We start from the raw sequence: 19,576 nt of genomic DNA on the forward strand, positions 1-19,576 counted from the left end.
CGCATGTCCGGTGGTGTGGGAGGAGGGCCGGGTGACCCGGCCCTCCTACCCGATTCCGGGGTCTTCCCGCGCTCGAATTGACCCGTGATTCTGCCCACGGAATGCACCCCTTGGCCGGTCGATCGGGCTCATAGAGTGATCATCACAAGGTCACGGCAGGGGAGCCGGGACCGCCCGAGACGGGGAGTACCACCATGAACGCCGGCCCGATCAAGCCGCTCCTGACCCGCGCCGCCACCGCCGAGACCACCAGCGACCCGAGCAGCGTGATGACCCTGCTCGCCGACTCCGGCACCGACGGCAGCCCGGTCACCAGCTACCGCTCCACCTTCGCCGAGGGCGCGGTCGGCGCCCCGGCCCACTTCCACACCCGGGCCTCCGAGCTGTTCTTCGTCGTCGGCGGCAAGCTCCAGGTCCTGCTGGACGAGAAGGTCGAGACCCTGGAGAGCGGCGACTTCCTGCTCGTCCCGCCGCACACCCCGCACGCCTTCGCCGCCGCCCCCGGCTCGACGGCCGACGTGCTGTTCGTCTTCACCCCGGGCATGCCGCGCTTCGACTACCTGCGCCTGCTCGGCCGGGTGATGCGCGGGGAGGCCGGCCCGCAGGAGATCAAGGACTCCTCCGAGCTGTACGACAACCACTACGTCGACAGCCCGCTGTGGCGCGAGACCCTGGCGGCGGCCGCCGGCGTCTGACATTCCGGCTTCGTCGGGCGTGGCGACGCCTGGCCTCTGCGTGGCATATTTGGTACGCTTCGGGGTAGGTCAATGGACGGAGTGGGACGCTATGACTCAAGGTGCCTTCTGGGACGACCTCGTCCAGGATCTTCAGGACCCCGAGTTCCTCCGTGAGTACGTGGTCGAGTCGATGCGCATCGCCACGATCGACCGCATCGTCAATGAGCTCGACGAGGCCCGTAAGGCAGCCGACCTCTCCAAGGCGGCCCTGGCGAGGGCCATCAGTGCGGAGCCGGCGGGGATCCGGCGCCTGTTCTCGGCAGGGCACGTGAACCCGACCTTGGGCACGCTGGCCGAGGTCGCGGCGGCCCTGGGGATGCGTATCACCCTTGAGCCGCTTCCCGAGGCTGAGCAAACGTCGATCACTGCTCCGCTGTTGGAGGGGCAGGTGGCGGACACGCAAATGCTGGCGAAGCACCTGGCTGCTATGCGCGACACGAAGCCCCGGTCTGGCGCCGCTGCCTAGCCGTTTCGGGCGGTCAGGCCGTGGAGCGGGGGTTCCGCTTCGCGTATTCGGCGCCGAGTTCTCGGACTCCTTCGTAATCCGCGGCGGACAGCACGGTCCTGAAGGGCTTGTCCAGGCCGCAGACGACCACGAGGAGGGGCTTCGTGGCCCCTGCGGCCTCGTAGTCGAGCAGGCAGAAGAGGCGGTAGTGGTGCCTCTGTGGTCCGTCCACCCGGGCCTCGAACCAGCCGGTCATGTCGCCTTTCATGGCCTCCCAGTAGCCGCCTCCGGCGAAGCGCTTCGGGGGCGCGGCAGCAACGGCGACGAGTACCGCCCGCATCGTGGCCCTGACCTTGGTCGGGCAGATCTCGTTCAGGAAGGTCTGTCCAGGGGTCTGCTGTCCGGGGTCGTCGTCAGGATGGCGTCGGAAGAACACCACGTCGTGCGCGTCATCGCTGGATGGCCCGGTCTTGACCTGAGGGCGAGCCGGTGCGGGTTTCGGGCGGCGCCGATCTCGGGGGTCAGGAGTCACGGGAGGATCATCTCGTAACAATCGGGGTGCTTGTGGGTGTTTTACACGAGATCCTCCCCGGAGGGGATGTCAGACCGTGACGAGTCTCGGCGACCGGCCGAAGACCAGATCGGTGAACCCGGGGGCGGGGGAGATCAGCACCCAGACGAACTTGCCGATCCCGCCGACGCGAGGGCAGCAGCCCCAGCGGTCGGCGAGCGCGTCGACGAGGAGGAGGCCCCGCCCGCACTCCTCCTCGGGGCCGGGGGAGGGGCGCAGGAGGGGCCATCCGTCACCGGCGTCGTGCACTTCGAGCCGCAGCTGGCCGGCGACGACGGCGAACCGGACCTCGATCAGGCGGTCCAGCGGCGCGTCGGAGTGCCGGACGGCGTTGGCGAAGAGCTCGCCGAGCAGCAACTCCCCGATGTCGGAATAGCGTTCACCACGGGGCAGGCCCGCGAGGTAGGCCCGGAGGAAGCACCGGGCGAGGGGGGCGGAGTCGTCCTGCATGGGGAGCCGAGCGGCGAAGTCACGGGGCCGGGGGGCGGTACGGAGAGAGGGCATGGCGAAGCCTCCGGGTGAGAGGGGGGAGTGGAACAGGCTCGCGAACGGGGCGCGGAATTCACGCAGTGCGAGCGAATAACTGCGTTCCGCCATAATCATCGCCTCTCGCCGGGTACGGTGACGACCAAATCGCAGTGCGAGGCGTGTGCGGCACGTGAGGGGGCCGGTCATGGCACACCGGAGGAGCAAGCTCGAACCGACCGCGAGCTCGGCGGTGATGTTCGGCGAGGAGCTGCGGTTCTACCGTGAGCTGGCCGGCTACACGCAGGAGGAGTTGGCCAAGCTCCTGCACTGCGACCGCACGGTGCTGACGCGCTGTGAGAGCGGCAAGCGCCGGATGCAGCCCGAACTGGTCGAGGATGCGGACCGACTCTTGAACACCGGCGGCCTGTTGAAGCGCCTCTGGGACCGGGTCGATTGGAATGCGGAGATCGAGCACCCGGACTGGTTCCAGGAGTACGCGGAGATGGAGGCCGAAGCGGTCGGTCTGCGACTGTTCCAGTACGGATACGTGCACGGCCTGCTGCAATGCAGTGATTACGCGCGGGAGATGTTCAGGGCGGGCGACGCGGCAGGCAAGCCCGAGCTGATCGCCGAACGGATGACCGCTCGAATCGGTCGGCAGCAGCGCTTCCTCGCTCCGGACGGCCCCCTGTTGATGGTGGTCCTTGATGAGAGCGCCATCAGGACGGAGTTGGGTGGGCCTGCCGTGATGCGTCGCCAGATGCAGCACTTGCTCGACGTGGCGAGGCTCCCCAATGTCAGCATCCAGGTCGCTCCGTTCGGCGGTCGGCGGACGGTCGTCAAGATGTCGATGGTCCTGCTGGAGATGCCGGACGGGCGGAATTGGGTCTACTCGGAGAGCCTGGATCGGGGGCATCTCAGTGATGCTCCAGCCATCGTGGCGGCACATCGCCGTGGCTATGATCTGCTTCGTGGGGAGGTGCTCTCGGTGAGGGAATCCCTGGAGCTACTTGCCGACGCGATGGAGGGCTACCGGGATGGCGAGGTTCGAGATCGGCGCGAACGGCTGGCGCAAGAGCAGCTACAGCGGGCCCGACGGGGGGGACTGCGTCGAGGTGGCCCTCACGTCCCCTTCCCCCGGCGTCGTTCCGGTGCGTGACTCCAAGGACCCCTCCGGGCCGGTCCTCCTCTTCCCCTCCGCAGCCTGGTCCTCCTTCCTCTCCGCCCTCCAGGACGGTTCCCTCCCGGCTGGCTAGGGTCGGTAGGTTGGCTGTTCATGACGCCCTTTCGCATCGGTGTGATGTACGACCGCTCCTGGGACCCCGCCGGACTGCCCGACTTCGCACGGGAGGTGGAGGCGCTCGGGGTGGACGACCTGTGGGTGGTCGAGGACCTCGGGTGGAACGGCGGGATCTCGGCCGCGGCGGTCGCCCTGGGCGCGACCCGGCGGCTGCGGGTCGGCCTCGGCATCGCGCCCGCCCCGTTGCGCAGCCCCGCCCTGCTGGCGATGGAGGTGGCCACCCTGGCCAGGGTCTTCCCCGGCCGGCTGGTCGCCGGGATCGGCCACGGGGTGCGGGAGTGGATGCGGCAGGCCGGTGTGGCGCCGCGGTCTCCGCTCTCGCTGCTGGAGGAGACACTGACCGCGGTGCGCGGACTGCTGCGCGGCGAGCGGGTCACCGTGGAGGGGCGTGAACTACGGCTCGACGGAGTCGAGTTGGTCCACCCGCCGGCGAAGGACGACGTCCCGCCGGTGATCGCCGGTGTGGTCTCGCCCAAGTCGCTGGAGCTGGCCGGCCGAGCCGCCCAGGGCACGCTGGTGGCCGAGGGCCACGGCCCGGAGGATCTACGGGCGGTCCGCGCCGCCGCCGAACGCGGCGGCGCGGCGGCCGACCACACGCTCACCGTGCTCACCTTCCTGGGGCTGGGGGAAGCCGCCGCGCCCGCTCTGAAGGAAGCCGTCGCCGGTCACGCCCAGTGGATGGGCCGCGACGAGTCGTCGACCTACGCGGCGGGCGGCACGGCGGCCCAGGCCGCCGCAGCCCTCCACACCCTCGCGGACGCGGGCGCCCAGACGGTGGTGGTACGAATCTGCGGCCCCGAACCACTCCACCAACTGCGCGAGCTGGTCACGGCCCTCGCCCTCCAGGACGGGTCACTTCCGGTTGGTTAGGACCACCCCTGGGGATGGGCTAAGATTTACCCATCACCCAGTTGCGCGGGTGGCGGAATAGGCAGACGCGCTGGATTCAGGTTCCAGTGCCCGAAAGGGCGTGGGGGTTCAACTCCCCCCTCGCGCACACAGAGAGCGGCCGGTCGGATCCTCGGATTCGACCGGCCGCTCTGTTCTCCGGGCCTGTGGATCGCCCCGCGCGACACCGGGCGGGGCCAGTCCGTAGATCACTTCACATCATTGACCGGAGACCGTGACCGTGAGCAAGAACATCAACAACCCCGTGGGCATGGGCGGCGGCCAGCGCAAGAGGCTTTCGCGCGCCGAACGGCAGAACAACGGTCCGCACCGCAACCTCGACCGCCAGGGTGCGGCCGACCTGAAGGCGGAGCTGGTGCGCAGGATGCGCGAGAAGGCGGGCTCGGCCGAAGGCGCCGCGCAGGCGGGCGACGACACCGCAAAGAGCTGACGCACCGCTGCCGCCAGGGCCCGGATCGCCAAGGGCAGGTTCCGCCTGCCCTGCGCCTGACCGGCTGACGGGCCGGTGCGGCAGCGCACGCCGCACCGGCCCGTCCGGGCTGTCCGCCACACAACTCGTCCACGCATGAGAGGCGCCTGCGCTCACGGCTCGATCCGCCGGGCGTACACGCCCTCACCGATGGACCGGAAGCTGTGCCGCTCCCACGCGCGCCGTAGCTTCTCCATCGCCTCCTCGTCCGGCCGCCGCACCTCCGGATCGTCGGACGCGTACGAGCACGGTTCATCCGGCCCGTGATCGTGAATCGGGGCCGGGTAGCAGACAGCCACCGTGCCGGGGACGGCCAGGCGCCGCAGCGCGGTGACAGCCAGGCGCATCCCGACTCCCTTGCCACGCCACGCTTCCGAGACACGGACGGACTCCAGCAGGAGCAACAGCACGGGACTCAGCGCCGACACCGCCGGGGCAAGGCTGCCGTCCTCGCTGAAGATCACACGGGGGATGCGGTCGAGGAGGCCGGGGTCGTCCTCCAGGGCGGCACGGGGGTTCGGCGTGACGCCCGGGATGACACGGGTGATCTCGGCGGTGCCGATCTTCTCGTCGGGAACGTAGAACTTCGCTGTCCACCGCTCCGCACGCCCGGTCCACGTCTCGTCGGCGAACTGCCGCATGGCATAGGAGATGTGGAGCCGATCGGGGTCCATGCTCGCTCCTCCGAGGGGTGGGCTCCCGCCCGCCGGGCGGGAGCCCACCCCTGTGTCAGTCGACTACTTCGGGTCGGGGGTGGGCCGCTCCGGCGCGGGCTTGCCCGCGTGCTTCGGCGGCGGCTTCTCGTTGCCACGGAGGCTCCGAAGAGCCTCCGCCAGGTTCATCCGTTGACGTCCTTGATGTTCAGGTTCGAGCACTGTTCCACTCTGCAAACGGGACGGATTCGGAGATCGCGAGGTCGCGCCAGCGCAGGTACTTCGAGATGTCCGGGTTCTCGATCAGCGTTCGGTTGATCTGTGTTCCGTCCGGCCGGTAGTTCATGTGGACGACCACCGACTCGTCGAACAGCCAGAAGTCCTGGTCCGGCAGGTCGAGGTCCTGGGTCGTCAGGTCCACGATCCGGTAGTCCTCACCGGCGGCAACGTTGCCGGGGATGCACCAGTCGAACAGGTGCCGGCTGTAGTCGGTGAGCGGCAGGCGGACCAGCTTGGCGCGGGTCATCGTCCGGCCGGCGGCGTGGCGGCCCCGGATACGGTCGTGCCACTCGGAGTTGAAGCCCTCGGGGACCGGGTCGCCGGACGGCCCGCACGGTCCACCGGCGATCATGGTCAGTTCCAGTTCGTCGCTCACTGGCCTTCCCTTCCCTCCGTAGCTGTGATCAGCACGCTACGGACGGTCCACGGCCCGTCACAAGGGCAGTGGGGCACCTACTCGCGTTCTCGCATAATCTCCTGGCCGATCGCCGGGCACGCCCCTCACGACACCGTGAGGGGCGAGCGCGCCGTTCAGCCGAGGAAGTCGACGCGGTCGATCAGGCCGTCCCGCACGCGGTAGGCCACCAGGACGCGGACCGGCTCGTCGGCCAGGCCGTGGGCGATCTCGTGGTCGACCACCCAGTCGCCCTCGGTGAGCCGACCCACGATCTCCGCCCGACAGCGGCCTTCGGCGAACTGCCCGGCGTACCGGTCCCGCAGGGCCCGTCGGCCCTGCAGGAGGCTGCCGTCGGCCCGTTGGACCGTGACGTCCTCCGCGTAGGTGGCGACGAAGGCGTCGATGTCGTGGCTGTTGTAGGCGGCGAGCTGCCGCTCGACCACCTCGCGCGGTTCGGTCATGTGCTTGATCGTTCCTTCTTCGGCGTACGGGTTCAGGCCGCGAGGCGGCGGGCGGCGAGTTCGGCGTAGAGCGCGGCTCCGTCGGGCAGCACCGCGTCGTCGAACTCGGCGTGGGGCGAGTGGTTGGACGGCAGACCGTCGGGGTCGGTCCCCTTCGGGGCGGCGCCGAGCCAGGCGAACGAGCCCGGAACCGCCTCAAGTATCCGGGAGAAGTCCTCCGACCCGGGGATCGGGTTCGGCAGCGTCCGGAAGCGCTCCTCGCCGAAGACGTCCCGGACGGTGTCCGCCAGGAAGTCGGTCTCGGGCCCGTCGGTCACGGTCACCGGGTACTCGGGGAGGTACTCGATCTCCGCCCGCAGGCCGTGGGCGGCCGCGATGGCCCTGACCAGCTCCACCGAGGCGTCGGCGACCCTGGACTGCGCCTCGGCGGAGAAGGTGCGCACGGTCGCCTCGAAGCGGGCGGTGTCGGGGATGATGTTGCGCCGGGTGCCGGCCTGGAGGATCCCGACGGTGATCACCACCGGGTCGAACACGTCGAAGCGGCGGGTCACCATGGTCTGCAGGGCGGTGACGATCTCGCAGGCCGCCGGTACGGGGTCCTTGGCCCGGTGCGGCACCGCGCCGTGGCCGCCGGCGCCGTGGAGGGTGACGTTCAACGCGGCGGACGCGGCGAGGATCGGCCCGCGTCGGGAGCTGAACTCCTTGTGCGGCATGGTCGACGACACGTGCAGGGCGTACGCGGCGACCGGGCGCCGGCCCGCCGCGTCCAGTACGCCCTCGGCGAGCATGGCGCCGGCGCCGTCCCAACCCTCCTCGCCGGGCTGGAACATGAAGACCACGTCGCCGTGGAGCTCCTCCCGCCGCGCGGCCAGCAGGTGCGCGGCGCCCGCGAGCATGGTGGTGTGCAGATCGTGGCCGCAGGCGTGCATCGCGCCGTTCTCGGCCGCGAACGGCACCGGCGTCTTCTCCACGACCGGCAGGCCGTCCATGTCACCGCGCAGCAGCACGGCCGGTCCCGGCTTCCTGACGGCCGCTCGGGCGGACGAGGGCGTAGAGGGATCGTCCTCGACTGGCCACACAGAGAGCGGCCGGTCGGATCCTCGGATCCGACCGGCCGCTCCTTCTTCTCGGGGCGGGCCCTACGCGGCCAGCTTGAGCTCCTTCTTGTTCACGTTCTCCTTCACCCCGGTGAGCATCTGGTGGATGGTGTTCGCGGCCTTCAGCGCGTCGTTCCACTCCGCCGTGCCCGCGAGGAGGGCGGCCTTGACGTCGCTGAGCACGCCGAAGGCGGTGCGCGCGTTCCGGGCGCTCTGGGCGCTGTCGCCCACGATCTTGGCGAGCTGGTCGAGGGAGGACGCCTCGGCGGCCCACTGGGTGTGCAGGTCCCGCGCGCCGTCGGCGGCCTTGGTCGCGGAGTCCTTGAAGTGGTTGACCGTGCCGTGGGCGGTGGTGAAGTAGGTGAGGCTGGTCTGGAACAGGGTGAGCTCCTGCGCCGTCTCGTCCAGCTTCTCCTTCTGCCTCTTCAGGTCGATCGCCCCGTAGGTGGTGAGCCCGATGCCCGCGCCGGCGGCCACGACGCCGCCGAAGATCAGCCCACCGCCGAGGACCTGGCCGCCCGGCACGAAGAGCAGCGCACCGCCGAGGGCCGCCATGCCGACGCCGACCAGGATGGCCACGGCGCCGCCCGCGATCATCGCGGTGTCCTTGGCGATGGCGGCGTTGCACGCCTTGATGGTGTCGTTGAGGGCCTTGACCAGTCCGTTGTCCGCGGCCAGCAGGTCGACGGCGGTCGCGTCCGCGGTGAAGGCCTGGACGTCGCCGGTGAGGTCGTTCTGGAAGGTGGCCAGGCTCGCGGTCACCGCCCGCGCCTTCTCCCGCCGCTCCTGCGCCGCGAGCTTGAGGGCGTCGAGGCCGTCCTTGGCCTCCAGCAGGTGCTTCTTGAGGGTGTCCAGATCGATCGTGTCGCCCTGCTTCTCGGCCTCCTCGATGCGGGCCAGCAGCGCCGTCCGGACCGAGCTGTGGACGGTGGCGTAGCCGCGGATGTCCTCCAGGCTGTCGAACATGGTGGGCACCAGGGTGGTGGTCCAGTTCTGGGCGTGCGTGCGGGCCTTGGCCAGATGGGCGTTGATGTTCGTCAGCGCCTCGACCGCCTTGGTGCCGCGGTCCTTGCCGACCTTGTTCAACTCGGCGACCACCTCCGGCCGGTCCTTGATCTTGTCGAAGAACATGTCGGGCTGCAGCTGGACCAGGGTGGCGTAGCTCTGGATCGCGGCGGCCGCTCCATGGGTGGCGGTCACGGCTTTCGCCGTGGCCGTCGTCGGCGGCTTGGTGTGGACAGCGCTCACAGCGTTGCTCCTCTCGGGGAAGGCGAACTGGGCGAAATGGTGGCGCCGTGCCGGTAGTTCGTGCGCGATGCCCCGGAGTGGCGGAGCGCGTGTCCCGGTGAAATACCCCGGACGGGTGAACGGCCGGCCCGTGTGGGCTCCCGGTCAGGCGGCGGGACGGGTCGCGCCGGTCACCTGCGTCACACAGACCCGCAGACGGTCCAGCACCTCCGCCGCCGCCTTGGCGAGGATCCGGAACCGTTCGGCCTCCCCGGCGGTCAGCACCGCCTGGTCCAACTGGCCCTTCACGTCGTCGAGTCCGAGGAGCAGGCTGTGCTGCGCGTTCAGCAGTCCGCTGCCGGCCCCGACGATCAGCCGGATCGCGCCGTCCTGGGCCCGCAGCAGGTGCTCCTGCCGCACGCCGTCCTCCATGTCCTGCTCCAGCTGGGCCTGTTGCCGCTGGACGCCCTGGAGCAGGTCGATCAGGCTGCTGATCAGCGTGTCGATCGAGTCGATCGGCCACGGCTCGTTCTGCTGCCTGCGCCGTGCGGCCGCCAGCCGCGCCTCGATCGCGCCGAGTTGCTCCCTGGTCTCCTTCAGGTGCTGTTCCAGCTCCTGGATCCGGATCCCGAGGTCGGCCCGTCGGCGGTCGAGGCGGCGGCAGTCCTCCGAGAGCGCCTGTTCCCAGTTCCCGAAGTCGTCGAGCAGGCCGTCGAGTTCGGCCGCGAGTCGGCCGAGTTCGGTGGCGGCGGCCTTGAGTCGGGGCGCGTCGGCGTCGGCGAGGCCGTCGAACTCCGGCCCCAGCAGCCTCCGGCAGGGCTCCCGGACGGCGTCGGCGAGTTTGCGGCCGATCTCCACCCGGTCTCGGAGCGTCCGGGCGTCCGGGTCGTCCCCGGCGAGGTCGAGCATGGCGGAGGAGCGGTTCGCGGCGTCCTCGAAGGACTGCAACAGGTCGGTCATGGCGTCTCCCTGGGGGCGCGCGCCACCCTCCCGGCGGCACCTCGGCCGCCCGGCGCCGGGTACGGGCCCCCGCCGGTCGCGGGGTGGCGGTGCGTGTACGGAACGTGGCTCACGATAGCCCTCGCCCCGCCCGCCACCCCGCGACCGCGGCCCGTGTCGCCGGCCCGGTTCCGGTCCGTGTCGCCCCTCGATCGAGGCGCGCCTCAGGACGAGCGGTGGGCGCGGCGGGCGTCCTTGAAGTCGCGGTGGACGGCCCAGGCGTCGGCTACCGGGCCCAGGTGGGCGAGCTTGTCGGGGTTGGCCACCGAACGGACCGTCTGGATCCGGCCGTCGAGGACGTCGAGGACCAGGGTGCTCAGCACTCGGCCGTCCTGGTCGCGGAAGACGGCGCCGGGCTGGCCGTTGACCTCGTGCGGCTCGAAGGTCACGTCGATCCGCGCCATCATCGGGACGAGGGCGGTCAGCAGTCGGGCGACGTTCGCCGCGCCGGCCACGGCCCGGGCGAACTGCGGGGTCTTGCCGCCGCCGTCGCCGACCATCGTCACGTCGGCCGAGAGCAGTTCCTGGAGGCCGGCCATGTCGCCCTCCCGGAGGGCGTCGAAGAAGCGGGCGGCCAACTCGTCCCGCTCCTTGCGCTCAGCCTCGAAGCGCGGCCGGCCCTCCCGCATGTGCCGCCGGGCCCGTACCGCGAGCTGCCGGCAGGCCGCCTCGGAGCGGCCGACGGCCGTGGCCACCTCGTCGAAGCCGAAGCCGAACACCTCCCGCAGCACGAACACCGCCCGCTCCAGCGGGCTGAGCCGCTCCAGCAGCAGGAGCGCCGCCATCGACACCGAGTCGGCCAGTTCGGCGGCCCGGGCCGGGTCCTCGTAGGGGTCGGTGAGCAGCGGCTCGGGGAACCACGGGCCCACGTACGCCTCGCGCCGGACGCGGGCCAGGCGGAGCGCGTCGATCGAGATCCGGGTGACCGTGGTGGACAGGAAGGCCTTGGTGGAGTCGGGCCTGGTCGGCGAGGCGTCGAAGCGCAGCCAGGCCTCCTGTACGGCGTCCTCGGCCTCGCCGACGCTGCCGAGGATCCGGTAGGCGATCGAGAACAGCAGTGGCCGCAGCTCCTCGAACTCCTCGACCTTGCTCATACCGGTGTGCTCCCTTTCGTGCGGACGGTTGCGTTGATCATCCAGGGTGCCGCCGGGCCGGGGACGCTCGGTCCGGCGGTTCTCGCGGAGGCGGACGCGGTGGCGGGGTCAGTGGAACTGCCCGGCCACGTAGTCGCCGGCCGGCTGACGGGTGATGATGTTCGCCCGGTTGGCCATGTTCATGAACGAGATGAGCGTGACCAGGGCCGCCAACTGCTCCTCGTCGTAGTGCTCGGCGGCCTTCGCCCACACCTTGTCGGCGACGCCGCCGGCCCCGTCCGCGACCCGGGTGCCCTCCTCGGCGAGGGCCAGGGCCGCCCGCTCGGCCTCGGTGAAGACGGCGGCCTCCCGCCAGGCCGCGACCAGGTTCATCCGCAGGGCGGTCTCGCCCGCCGCCGCGGCCTCCTTGGTGTGCATGTCGATGCAGACGGCGCAGCCGTTGATCTGGCTCACCCGCAGCGAGACCAGCTCCTGGGTGGCGGCGGGCAGCGGCATGTCCTTGAGGTCCTTGCCGAGCGTCATGAGGCTCTTGATGACCTTGGTGCCGGTCCGGGTGGCGAAGAAGTTCAGTCGCGCGTCCATGGGGTGCTCCTCCGTGGCGTGGTGGTCGGTGCTTCACCCCCTCAGACGGGACAGCCCGGCGCCCTGTGACACGCTCCGATGTGACCCGCGTCACCCGGACTCGGGGCCCAGGACCCGGGGGACTCAGCGGACCCTGAACTCTGCTACCCAGCGCCGGGGTTCGCGGCGCAGGTCGCGTTCCCAGCGCTCGGCGCCCTGCTCGGCGAAGGTCCGCCGGGTGTGCAGCACCTCGTCCAGCGGGTCGAGGTGCGCCGTCACCTCCGGCGGCTCCAACCCGGCCGCCGGGGCGGTTCGGCCGCTCGTACAGGACGACGTCGAAGCCGTGGCGCTGGAGTTCGTAGCCGGTGACCAGGCCGGCGATCCCGGCGCCGATCACGGCGACCCGGGTGCCGCCCCGGCCGTTCACGCCGTCGGCGGCCGAGGTCGGGCCGGGGCCAGCAGGCTCGGGGGGAAGGCGAAGCTCTCGTCGAACATCCGCACCTCGCTGGTTCGATGCCCCAGCAAGGGCAGGTCGGTCGTGCACGAGACACCGGTGGGCGCCCGTCCGGGCGCCGGTACGCGGACGCGGGCCCGTCCCGGTGGACGGACCCGCGTCGCTGTGCGTACGGCCGCGTCGGCGGCCGGGGGGATCAGGCGTTGATGCAGGTGTTGTCGAACGCCGGGTTCGCGATGGAGATGACGCCGATGGAGTTGCCGCAGATGTTGATCGGGATGTGGACCGGGATCTGGATCTGGTTGCCGGACAGCACGCCCGGGGAACCGAAGGCCAGGCCCTCGGCGACCGAGTCGGCGACGGCGGTGCCACCACCGGCCAGCAGGGCGGTGACGGCGAGGGCGCCGGCGGCGAGGGCGGTGCGAATGCGCATGTCTCTCCTTGAATGGATGAGTCGGCAGATCAGAGCACCAATCACACCGGGGGAGAGTCGCGCAACGGCCGTATTGCGCGCATCGGGGGCGTGTCCGCTGGGCCGCGCGGGTGGCCGGGCGGGCCGACGGGTTTGGGCGGGCCGGCGGGTGAGGTTCGGGCGGGTCGGCGGGTGCGGGTTCGGGCGGGTCAGCCGGACGGCAGCTCCTGCTCGGCCCAGATGGTCTTGCCCTGGCGGGAGTAGCGGCTGCCCCAGCGGCTGGTGAGCTGGGCGACCAGGTAGAGGCCGCGGCCGCCCTCGTCGGTGAGCCGGGCGCGGCGCATCCGGGGCTGGGTCGCGCTGGGGTCGGACACCTCGCAGGTGAGGCGCTCGGCGCGGATCAGCCGGACGCCGACCGGGCCGCCCGCGTACCGGATCGCGTTGGTGACCAGCTCGCTGAGCACCAGTTCGGTGGTGAACGCCAGCTCCTCAAGACCCCAGCGCCCTAGCTGTTCGGTGGCGGCCTCGCGGACCCGGGCGACCCCCGCCGGGTCGGCCTCCAGGGTCCAGCCCGCGGTGGCCTCGGGCGGGACGGCGCGGGTGCGGGCGAGCAGCAGGGTGACGTCGTCGGTCAGGCGGTGGGCGGGCAGGTCGGCGACCAGGGCCCGGCCGAGCCGCCGCAGCGCCGGGCCGGCCGGTACCTCGCCCGGTGCGGTCGCGCGGGCGAGCCGGTGGGACAGCTCGTCCATGCCCTCCTCCAGGTCGTCCGCGTAGCCGCGGAGCAGCCCGTCGGCGTAGAGCGCGAGCAGGCTGCCCGGCGCCAGTTCGACCTCGGCCACCTCGAACGGCAGCCCGGTCACGCCGAGCGGCGGTCCCGGCCGGACGGGCACGTAGCCGACCCGGCCGTCCGGGCCGGCGACGACGGGCGGCGGGTGGCCGGCGGAGGCCATCGCGCAGCGCCGGGAGACCGGGTCGTACACCGCGTACACGCAGGTGGCGCCGAACGGCAGCGCGGCCTGCCGGTCGTCCGGACCGTCGCCGTCCTGGTCTGCCGCGTCCGCCCGGTCCGCCTTGTCCGGGGCATCCAGGCCGTCCGGGTCGCCGTTCCCGAGGCCGTCCTCGTCCGCCAGCTCCGCCTCCACCATCAGCTGGGCCACCAGGTCGTCGAGGTGGACCAGCAGTTCGTCCGGCTCCAGGTCGAGGTCGGCCAGCGTCCGCACCGCCGTCCGCAGCCGCCCCATGGTGGCGCTGGCGGCGAGCCCGTGGCCGACCACGTCCCCCGCGACCAGCGCGACCCGGGCGGAGGACAGCGGGATCACGTCGAACCAGTCGCCGCCGATCCCGCTCGCCGTGTCGGTCGGCAGGTAGACGCTGGCGGTGGACACCGCGGTGGTCTCGGCCTGCGAGGGCGGCAGCAGGCTGCGCTGGAGGCCGACGGCGGCCCGGTGCTCGCGCGCGTAGCGGCGGGCGTTGTCCAGGGTCAGCGCGGCCCGGTCGGCGATCTCGCGCAGCAGCTCCAGATCGGCCGGCAGGTACGGCGGCCGGCGCGGGGCCCGGTGGACGCTCACCCGGCCGAGCAGCCGGCCGCCGGCCCGCAGCGGGACGGCCATCGAGGCGGGGAAGTCGGTGTGTACGGCCTGCTCGTCGGGGTGGGCGTGGACGGCCGCCCCGACGGGCGGCGGCGGTGGCGGGGCGACCGGGCCGCCCGGCCCCGGCGCCGGTTCGGCGGGCGCGCCCGACACCGCGACGGCGGTGCGGCGCAGCAGCACCCGCCCGTCCCGTCCGGGGGCCGGCTCCCCGCCGGTGAACGCGGCCTCGGCGACGTCCACCACCGCGAGGTCGGCGAGGCCCGGCACGGGCGCGCCGCCCGGGTCCGTCCGGTCGGCGGGCGGGGCGAGGACGGCGGGCGGGGCGAGGACGGCGGGCGGGGCGAGGACGGCGGCCAGCTCCTCGGCCGTCCCGCTGACGGACAGTGAGCCGCCGACGGCGGCCGTCGCCCGGTGCAGCAGGGCGAGCCGTTCGCCGGACCGGTGCAGCTCGGTGACGTCGGTGAACAGCGCGGTCACGCCGATGACCTGGCCGTCCGGGGCCTGCAGCCGGAACGCCGAGATCGCCATCACCGCGCCGCCGGCCGGGTCCTCGATGGTGCGGACGGCCTCCTCGGCGCCGATCAGCGGCCGGCCGGTGCGCAGCACCTCGCGCAGTCCGCGTTCGACGACGGCGGCGTCCTGCGGCTGGAGGAAGTCGCCGAGGCGTCGGCCGCGAAGGTCCGGCGGGAGGCCGCTGTAGGGGAGCAGGTGGGTGTTGGTGCGGACGAGGCGCAGCCGCTCGTCGAAGACGGCCAGGCCGACCCGGTCCTGGAGGAACAGTTCGCGGGTGAAGGCCCGGTCCTGGCGGGAGAGGGCGATCTGCGCGGTGGGGGCGGCGAGCACGAAGTAGCGGGGCGTGCCCGCGCCGTCCGCGCCGTCCGCGGCGGCGGGATCCTCGGCCGGGTCGGGGGCGTTCAACGGCAGGACCTGGTACGAGAACGCGAGCTGCTCGCCCCGGCCGGAGCGCAGCACCGCCTCGCCGGACCAGCCCTCGGCCCGCTGCCGTTCGGTGAGTTCGGACATCGAGGGCCACCCTGCGGGGTCGGCGAGCAGCTCGTGCACGGGTCGGCCGTGCACCTGCCCGGCGCCGAGGGCGAGCAGCCGGGCCGCCTCGGGGGTCCAGCGGACGATGCGGCCGTCCGCGTCGAGCAGGGCACCGACGGCGTTGTCGACGAACGGGGATCGGCCCCGGCGCAGGGCGTCCGCCGTGCTCATCCGGCCGCTCCTCTCCGTCGGCGGGATCACTGCCGCGACCTTTCCATCATCCCCCGGCCCGGCGAGCCCGCCAGTTCCCACCAGCTCCAGCTGGTCGCCGGTGCGCGGGGGGTTCTCCGGCGTCGGCTCTTATTGTAATCTCCGTCAACAAGCGGGGCCGGCCCACGCCGCGACGCGAGCCCACGCGCAGGCCACCCGCCTGACGGAGGCAGCCATGGCTCACCCGGCGGAACGCACCGTTCCTATTCAGTGAGCAGGACTGAGTCTTGGACCCACGGCTGATCACTGCGCGCATGCCGAACGGTTTTGGGTGCGCTGGTCGCCCGCGTTTCTTGAGTGTTCCCTTTCCGGCTACCCGCATCGTGTGCACGCTCCGTGACGGGGCGGCGGGTTCCCTCACGCCCTCGGGCAGAACGGTCGGCCTGGGCGGTCCGATGCCCGCCGTTGAGCCGACGGCGGACCCGGCCGCGAACCCGGCCGCGGACCCGATCGCGGACCGTGCCCGACCGTGGCCGACTGCCCGTCAGCTGAAGAGGCTGCCCAGGTCGAGGGGCGTGATCAGGTAGCTGTCGGTGGCCGGGTCGTGGGCGTGCAGGAGGGCCGTGCGGCCGGCCGGGACGGCGGGGTCGCCGGGCGGGGTGCGGACGGCGATGAGGGCGGGGGAGCCGTCGTCGGCTTCGGCCTCGGCCCAGCCGCCGGCGGCGCCGGCGCCGCCCGAGAGGACGAGGCAGGCGCGGCCGACCAGAGGGAAGGGTTCGGAAGCGAGCAGGTCGGCGGGCAACTCCTCGGAAGAGACCCCGGGTGCGGCGTCGATGTGGGGGTCGGCGCCGCACCCCCCGTTCCGGGTCTCGGTGGAGCGGCCGATGTCGTGTCCCCCGGACACGACATCGGCACGGAGGCCGCTGAGCAGGGCCAGCAGCCAGTACTCGGCAGTCACCACCAGGGTCGGAAAGCCCGGAGCGGCCTTGGAGTTCCCCCGCATCCGCCCCGCCCCCCGGCCTTTCCGCTCGGCGCCGGACCCCCCGTGCGCCGTGGTGATCCTGTCAGGCGCGAAGCCGTCCGCACACTGCCAGGATCCGGCAGTCTTGACGGTGTTTTGACACCTGGAAATATCCGGAAACCGCAAGCAACGCGCGGCCGTCTGAAACGTTCAGGTGGCAGGAACCGGCCAGAGCGGCTGGTCGGGCCAGTCCAGCAGGCGCGCGCCCATCACGGCGGTCTCCAGGGTGTACCGGTGCAGCGCGTCCGCCGGGTCGTAGCCGGTCAGGTCGCGGATGCGCTCCAGCCGGTAGCCGAGCGCCCGCACGCTCAGGCCGAGCCGTCGGGCGGTCTCGGCGTTCACGTACCCGGCCTCCGCCTGGACGGTGAGGGTCTCCATCAGCGGACGGGCGCCGCCGCGCGCGGAGGTGAGCGGGCCGAGCACGGTGCGCACCAGGTCCGCCATCGCGGCCCGGTCCCGCATCAGGACCGGGAAGACCAGCAGTTCCTCGGCCCGCAGCCGCTTCGCGGGGAGCCCCAGCCGCTCCGCGTACTCCAGGGTGGCCAGCGCCTCCTCGTAGCTGCGGACGATGCCGCCGGTGCCGCCGTGCCGGCGGCCGGTCGCCACCCGCAGGGCGGGCGGGTAGCCGGGGCCGGGGCGCAGCGCGAGCTCGGTGAAGGCGGTGAGGACGGCCTGTTCGCCGTCGGAGGCGATGCAGACCAGCCGCCCGTCGCGGACGGCCAGCAGCAGGGTGCGGTCGTCGTAGCGGCCCGTCAGCTCGCGCAGCACCCGGTGCGCGGCGGGTGCGCCCTCCAGGTAGGGCTCGTCGGTGACGGCGACCGCGACGGTGTAGCCCGCGGCGAGCCGCAGGCCGAACCGTTCGGCGCGCTCGGCGAGCCGGCCGAGGTCGGTGCGGCCGTGCAGCAGGTCGTTGACGAGCTCTCGCCGGTTGGCCTCCTCCGGGCGGACGGCCATCCGCTGGGCGCGCTCGTGGCCCTCGGCGACGGCGCCGAGGGCGGCCTGGGTGGCGGCGAGCACGGCGTCGCCGGTGCGGCGCAGTTCGTTGGCGGTGACGGCGGTGAGGCCGGGGAAGGTCTGCCAGGCCGCGCGGGTGGCGCCGAGGCAGGCGCCGACCAGGTCGCGCAGGCCGTGGCCGGCTTCGGCACCGCGTTCGCCGAGGTCGCGCAGCCGCTCCAGCTCGGCGCGGCGCAGCAGGCGGGCGGTGCGGGAGACGTCGGTGAGCAGGGTGAGGCAGTGGCCGGCCAGCTCGCCGGGGATGTCGGGCGGGCCGGTCCCGTTGGCCACCGTCATGTCGTCGTGTCCCGCCCCGGCCCGTCGGTGTGGTGCGGCCCGCCGGCGGGCCGACCGGTCGGCCGAGCGGCCTGTCCGCCGGTCGTCCGGTCCATCGGGCCGTTGCCCGGCCGGCCGCCCAGCCCGGGCATGTTACCGGGTCGTACGGTTCGGACCTAGGCCCCCGGCCCCCGGCTCCCGGTAGTGCAGCACGAACCGCGCGCTGCTGCCGTCGATCCGCCGCCGCACGTAGAGCGCGGGCGCGCCGTCCGGCGTGCAGCTGACGCCCTCGCGGACCAGCAGCGGGGTGCCCGGCGGCACCCCGAGCAGCTCCGCGTCGGTGAGGTCCGCGCCGATCGCGCCGAACGCCCGCCAGTCGTACTCCAGCTCCACCCCGGCCGCCCCGGCCAGGGCGAGCACCATGTTGCCCGGCCGCCCCGGCCGGACCAGCTCGGCCGGCAGCGGCCCGGACGGCACCCAGTAGCTGTTCACCACCCGGGGCCGGCCGCCGATCCGGATCACCGTGTCCACCCGCGCCAGCTCGCCGGTGCTGCGCCCCAGGTGGCGGGCCGCCTCGTCGTCCTCGGCGGAGCCGCCCACCGGCGGGGCCGCCACCACGACCTCGCCGTCGCCCTCGACGGTGCCCGCGGTCCCGCCCGGCGGCTCGGCGTCGAGCGGCAGCGAGCGGTGCACGCTGCCGAGGTCGAACCGCTGGCTACGCGGGTCGACGGCGATCGAGACGCGGACGGCCGGCGGGCGGACGAAGGTCCCCACGCCCCGGCGGATCTCCAGCACCGCGGCCCGCTCCAGGTCCGCCACCGCCTGCCGGACGGTCAGCCGGTTGACGCCGAACTCGGCGCTCAGCTCCGGCTCGCTGGGCAGCCGGGAGCCCGCCGGGTAGGTCCCGGCGTCGACGCGCTCCTGGAGCTGCCGGGCCAGCCGGCGGTACAGCGGGGTGTCGCTTCGGTGCGTTGCCACCCGCCAGATCCTACGGAGCGGGGTGGCGGCTTCCGTCCGGTCTTGTCCCGAACTCCACCCGGCGCGGCTTGCCCGGGCCCCGACCCGCCCGGTAGACATCTAGATGTCTAGATGTCCTGAATCCGCCCGCCGTGTCGGCTCGCCCCACCCCACCGAGAGGCCCCACCATGACCCTGGTCAACTTCCGTGACCCCGCCGTCCTCGCCGACCCCGAGGGCCGGCGCGTCCGCCGCGGCGTGCTCCACCGCTCCGCCCAGCCGTTCCCGTCCGACAACGGCCCGATCGTCGAGCAACTGCGCACCGCCGGCATCCGTACGATCGTCGACCTGCGCGGCGCGGCCGAGGCGGACGACGTCGACTGGGCCGGCGCCCGGGCCGACGGCGTCGAGGTGGTCGCCGCCCGCATCCAGCCCACCGGCCCCGCGCTGGAGGCGGCCATGCGGGCCATGACCACCGACGCGGAGCTCGGCGCCTTCTACCTGCTGATGGCGGAGTCCGCCCCCGGCGCCGTCAGGCTCGCCGTCGAGGCCGCCGCCCGCCCCGGCGGCGTACTGCTGCACTGCGCCGCCGGCAAGGACCGCACCGGCCTGCTGATCGGCCTCCTGCTCCACCTGCTCGGCGTCCCCGCGGCGGAGATCGTCGCCGACTACGCCCGCACCACCGAGGCGCTGCCGCAGATATTCGAGGGCCTCTCCGAGCGCAACCGCAACGCCCTGAACGACTACCACGCCGGCTCCCTGGTGGTCCCCCGCCCGCTGCTGGAGGCCCCGGCCGGCGCGATGACCGCCTTCCTGGAGCTGGTCGACACCCGCTACGGCGGCGCCGAGGCCTTCCTCACCCACTGCGGCGTGGACGCCACGACCGTCGAGGCCTTCCGCACCAAGGCCGCCGCGTCCGGGGTGACGGCCTGAGGACCCGCCGCCCCGGAGTGGGAAGGGGGTGCCGGGGCCGGGCGGCGCCGGGGCGGTGAGGACGGCCGCCGCGTCGTCACC

The 19,576-nt window shown here is 72.9% G+C and carries 23 protein-coding genes, 1 tRNA gene and 1 pseudogene; 8 read left to right on the forward strand and 17 right to left on the reverse strand.

What is annotated here, in order from left to right; all coding sequences use genetic code 11:
• Positions 1-194 precede the first annotated feature (194 nt).
• Positions 195-695 (forward strand): cupin domain-containing protein, encoded by a 501-nt coding sequence (locus ACFP3U_RS35155; protein ID WP_380229833.1) that lies wholly within the window; start codon positions 195-197, stop codon positions 693-695.
• 91 nt (positions 696-786) lie between these two features.
• The gene (locus tag ACFP3U_RS35160; protein ID WP_380229834.1) at positions 787-1,203 is read left to right on the forward strand and encodes a helix-turn-helix domain-containing protein; all 417 of its coding nucleotides are present in this window, start codon (positions 787-789) and stop codon (positions 1,201-1,203) included.
• 13 nt (positions 1,204-1,216) lie between these two features.
• On the opposite strand, the gene ACFP3U_RS35165 is transcribed toward ACFP3U_RS35160, so the two are convergent.
• Positions 1,217-1,714: a hypothetical protein gene (locus tag ACFP3U_RS35165; protein ID WP_380229835.1), complete on the reverse strand. Its 498-nt coding sequence runs from the start codon at positions 1,712-1,714 to the stop codon at positions 1,217-1,219.
• Positions 1,715-1,783: 69 nt separating this feature from the next.
• Entirely contained in the window at positions 1,784-2,257 is a 474-nt protein-coding gene (locus ACFP3U_RS35170) for an ATP-binding protein (protein WP_380229836.1), read from the reverse strand.
• 169 nt (positions 2,258-2,426) lie between these two features.
• Here ACFP3U_RS35170 and ACFP3U_RS35175 point away from each other — a divergent pair, with 169 nt between their 5' ends.
• The 5 genes from ACFP3U_RS35175 (at position 2,427) to ACFP3U_RS35195 (ending at position 4,860) form a co-directional block, all read left to right on the forward strand.
• Positions 2,427-3,380, forward strand: coding sequence for a helix-turn-helix domain-containing protein (locus tag ACFP3U_RS35175; RefSeq protein WP_380229837.1), 954 nt, complete (start codon positions 2,427-2,429; stop codon positions 3,378-3,380).
• Positions 3,337-3,477, forward strand: a complete 141-nt coding sequence (locus tag ACFP3U_RS35180; RefSeq protein ID WP_380229838.1) for a DUF397 domain-containing protein — start codon at positions 3,337-3,339, stop codon at positions 3,475-3,477. The genes ACFP3U_RS35175 and ACFP3U_RS35180 overlap by 44 nt, the downstream gene beginning before the upstream one ends.
• 20 nt (positions 3,478-3,497) lie before the next feature.
• On the forward strand, positions 3,498-4,391 hold the full coding sequence (locus tag ACFP3U_RS35185) for an LLM class flavin-dependent oxidoreductase (protein WP_380229839.1): 894 nt from the start codon (positions 3,498-3,500) through the stop codon (positions 4,389-4,391).
• Positions 4,392-4,434: 43 nt separating this feature from the next.
• Positions 4,435-4,518 (forward strand) — tRNA-Leu (locus ACFP3U_RS35190).
• Between the two features lie 126 nt (positions 4,519-4,644).
• Positions 4,645-4,860, forward strand: coding sequence for a DUF6243 family protein (locus ACFP3U_RS35195; RefSeq protein WP_380229840.1), 216 nt, complete (start codon positions 4,645-4,647; stop codon positions 4,858-4,860).
• A 152-nt stretch (positions 4,861-5,012) separates the two neighbouring features.
• On the opposite strand, the gene ACFP3U_RS35200 is transcribed toward ACFP3U_RS35195, so the two are convergent.
• The 15 genes and pseudogenes from ACFP3U_RS35200 to ACFP3U_RS35270 all read right to left on the reverse strand — a co-directional run bounded on the left by ACFP3U_RS35200 (position 5,013) and on the right by ACFP3U_RS35270 (position 18,584).
• Positions 5,013-5,573, reverse strand: a complete 561-nt coding sequence (locus ACFP3U_RS35200) for a hypothetical protein (RefSeq protein WP_380229841.1) — start codon at positions 5,571-5,573, stop codon at positions 5,013-5,015.
• A gap of 187 nt (positions 5,574-5,760) precedes the next feature.
• On the reverse strand, positions 5,761-6,207 hold the full coding sequence (locus tag ACFP3U_RS35205; protein ID WP_380229842.1) for a DUF6879 family protein: 447 nt from the start codon (positions 6,205-6,207) through the stop codon (positions 5,761-5,763).
• Between the two features lie 155 nt (positions 6,208-6,362).
• Entirely contained in the window at positions 6,363-6,689 is a 327-nt protein-coding gene (locus ACFP3U_RS35210; protein WP_380229843.1) for a nuclear transport factor 2 family protein, read from the reverse strand.
• Between the two features lie 32 nt (positions 6,690-6,721).
• A complete protein-coding gene (locus tag ACFP3U_RS35215) occupies positions 6,722-7,768 on the reverse strand; it encodes a M20 metallopeptidase family protein (protein ID WP_380229844.1) in 1,047 nt (348 codons plus the stop codon).
• Positions 7,769-7,828: 60 nt separating this feature from the next.
• Positions 7,829-9,034 (reverse strand): HBL/NHE enterotoxin family protein, encoded by a 1,206-nt coding sequence (locus ACFP3U_RS35220; protein ID WP_380229845.1) that lies wholly within the window; start codon positions 9,032-9,034, stop codon positions 7,829-7,831.
• A 144-nt stretch (positions 9,035-9,178) separates the two neighbouring features.
• A complete protein-coding gene (locus tag ACFP3U_RS35225) occupies positions 9,179-9,973 on the reverse strand; it encodes a hypothetical protein (RefSeq protein WP_380229846.1) in 795 nt (264 codons plus the stop codon).
• Between the two features lie 203 nt (positions 9,974-10,176).
• Positions 10,177-11,106, reverse strand: coding sequence for an RNA polymerase sigma-70 factor (locus ACFP3U_RS35230; protein WP_380229847.1), 930 nt, complete (start codon positions 11,104-11,106; stop codon positions 10,177-10,179).
• A 108-nt stretch (positions 11,107-11,214) separates the two neighbouring features.
• A complete protein-coding gene (locus tag ACFP3U_RS35235; protein ID WP_380229848.1) occupies positions 11,215-11,688 on the reverse strand; it encodes a carboxymuconolactone decarboxylase family protein in 474 nt (157 codons plus the stop codon).
• Positions 11,689-11,811: 123 nt separating this feature from the next.
• A complete protein-coding gene (locus ACFP3U_RS35240) occupies positions 11,812-11,946 on the reverse strand; it encodes a hypothetical protein (RefSeq protein ID WP_380229849.1) in 135 nt (44 codons plus the stop codon).
• A 25-nt stretch (positions 11,947-11,971) separates the two neighbouring features.
• Positions 11,972-12,211 (reverse strand): annotated as a pseudogene (locus ACFP3U_RS35245) (FAD-dependent oxidoreductase); the annotation flags it as partial.
• Between the two features lie 106 nt (positions 12,212-12,317).
• Positions 12,318-12,554: a chaplin gene (locus ACFP3U_RS35250; RefSeq protein ID WP_380229850.1), complete on the reverse strand. Its 237-nt coding sequence runs from the start codon at positions 12,552-12,554 to the stop codon at positions 12,318-12,320.
• Positions 12,555-12,742: 188 nt separating this feature from the next.
• Entirely contained in the window at positions 12,743-15,337 is a 2,595-nt protein-coding gene (locus ACFP3U_RS35255; RefSeq protein ID WP_380229851.1) for a SpoIIE family protein phosphatase, read from the reverse strand.
• A gap of 523 nt (positions 15,338-15,860) precedes the next feature.
• Positions 15,861-16,319 (reverse strand): hypothetical protein, encoded by a 459-nt coding sequence (locus ACFP3U_RS35260; RefSeq protein ID WP_380229852.1) that lies wholly within the window; start codon positions 16,317-16,319, stop codon positions 15,861-15,863.
• A 168-nt stretch (positions 16,320-16,487) separates the two neighbouring features.
• Positions 16,488-17,627 carry a PucR family transcriptional regulator gene (locus ACFP3U_RS35265; RefSeq protein ID WP_380229853.1) on the reverse strand — a complete coding sequence of 380 codons (1,140 nt, stop codon included), beginning with the start codon at positions 17,625-17,627 and terminating at the stop codon, positions 16,488-16,490.
• A gap of 132 nt (positions 17,628-17,759) precedes the next feature.
• Complete coding sequence (locus ACFP3U_RS35270) at positions 17,760-18,584, reverse strand: GntR family transcriptional regulator (protein ID WP_380229854.1); 825 nt, start codon at positions 18,582-18,584, stop codon at positions 17,760-17,762.
• Between the two features lie 167 nt (positions 18,585-18,751).
• Here ACFP3U_RS35270 and ACFP3U_RS35275 point away from each other — a divergent pair, with 167 nt between their 5' ends.
• The gene (locus ACFP3U_RS35275) at positions 18,752-19,495 is read left to right on the forward strand and encodes a tyrosine-protein phosphatase (protein ID WP_380229855.1); all 744 of its coding nucleotides are present in this window, start codon (positions 18,752-18,754) and stop codon (positions 19,493-19,495) included.
• Positions 19,496-19,576 lie beyond the last annotated feature (81 nt).

It is taken from the genome of Kitasatospora misakiensis (assembly GCF_042656005.1).
Lineage (GTDB): Bacteria > Actinomycetota > Actinomycetes > Streptomycetales > Streptomycetaceae > Kitasatospora > Kitasatospora misakiensis.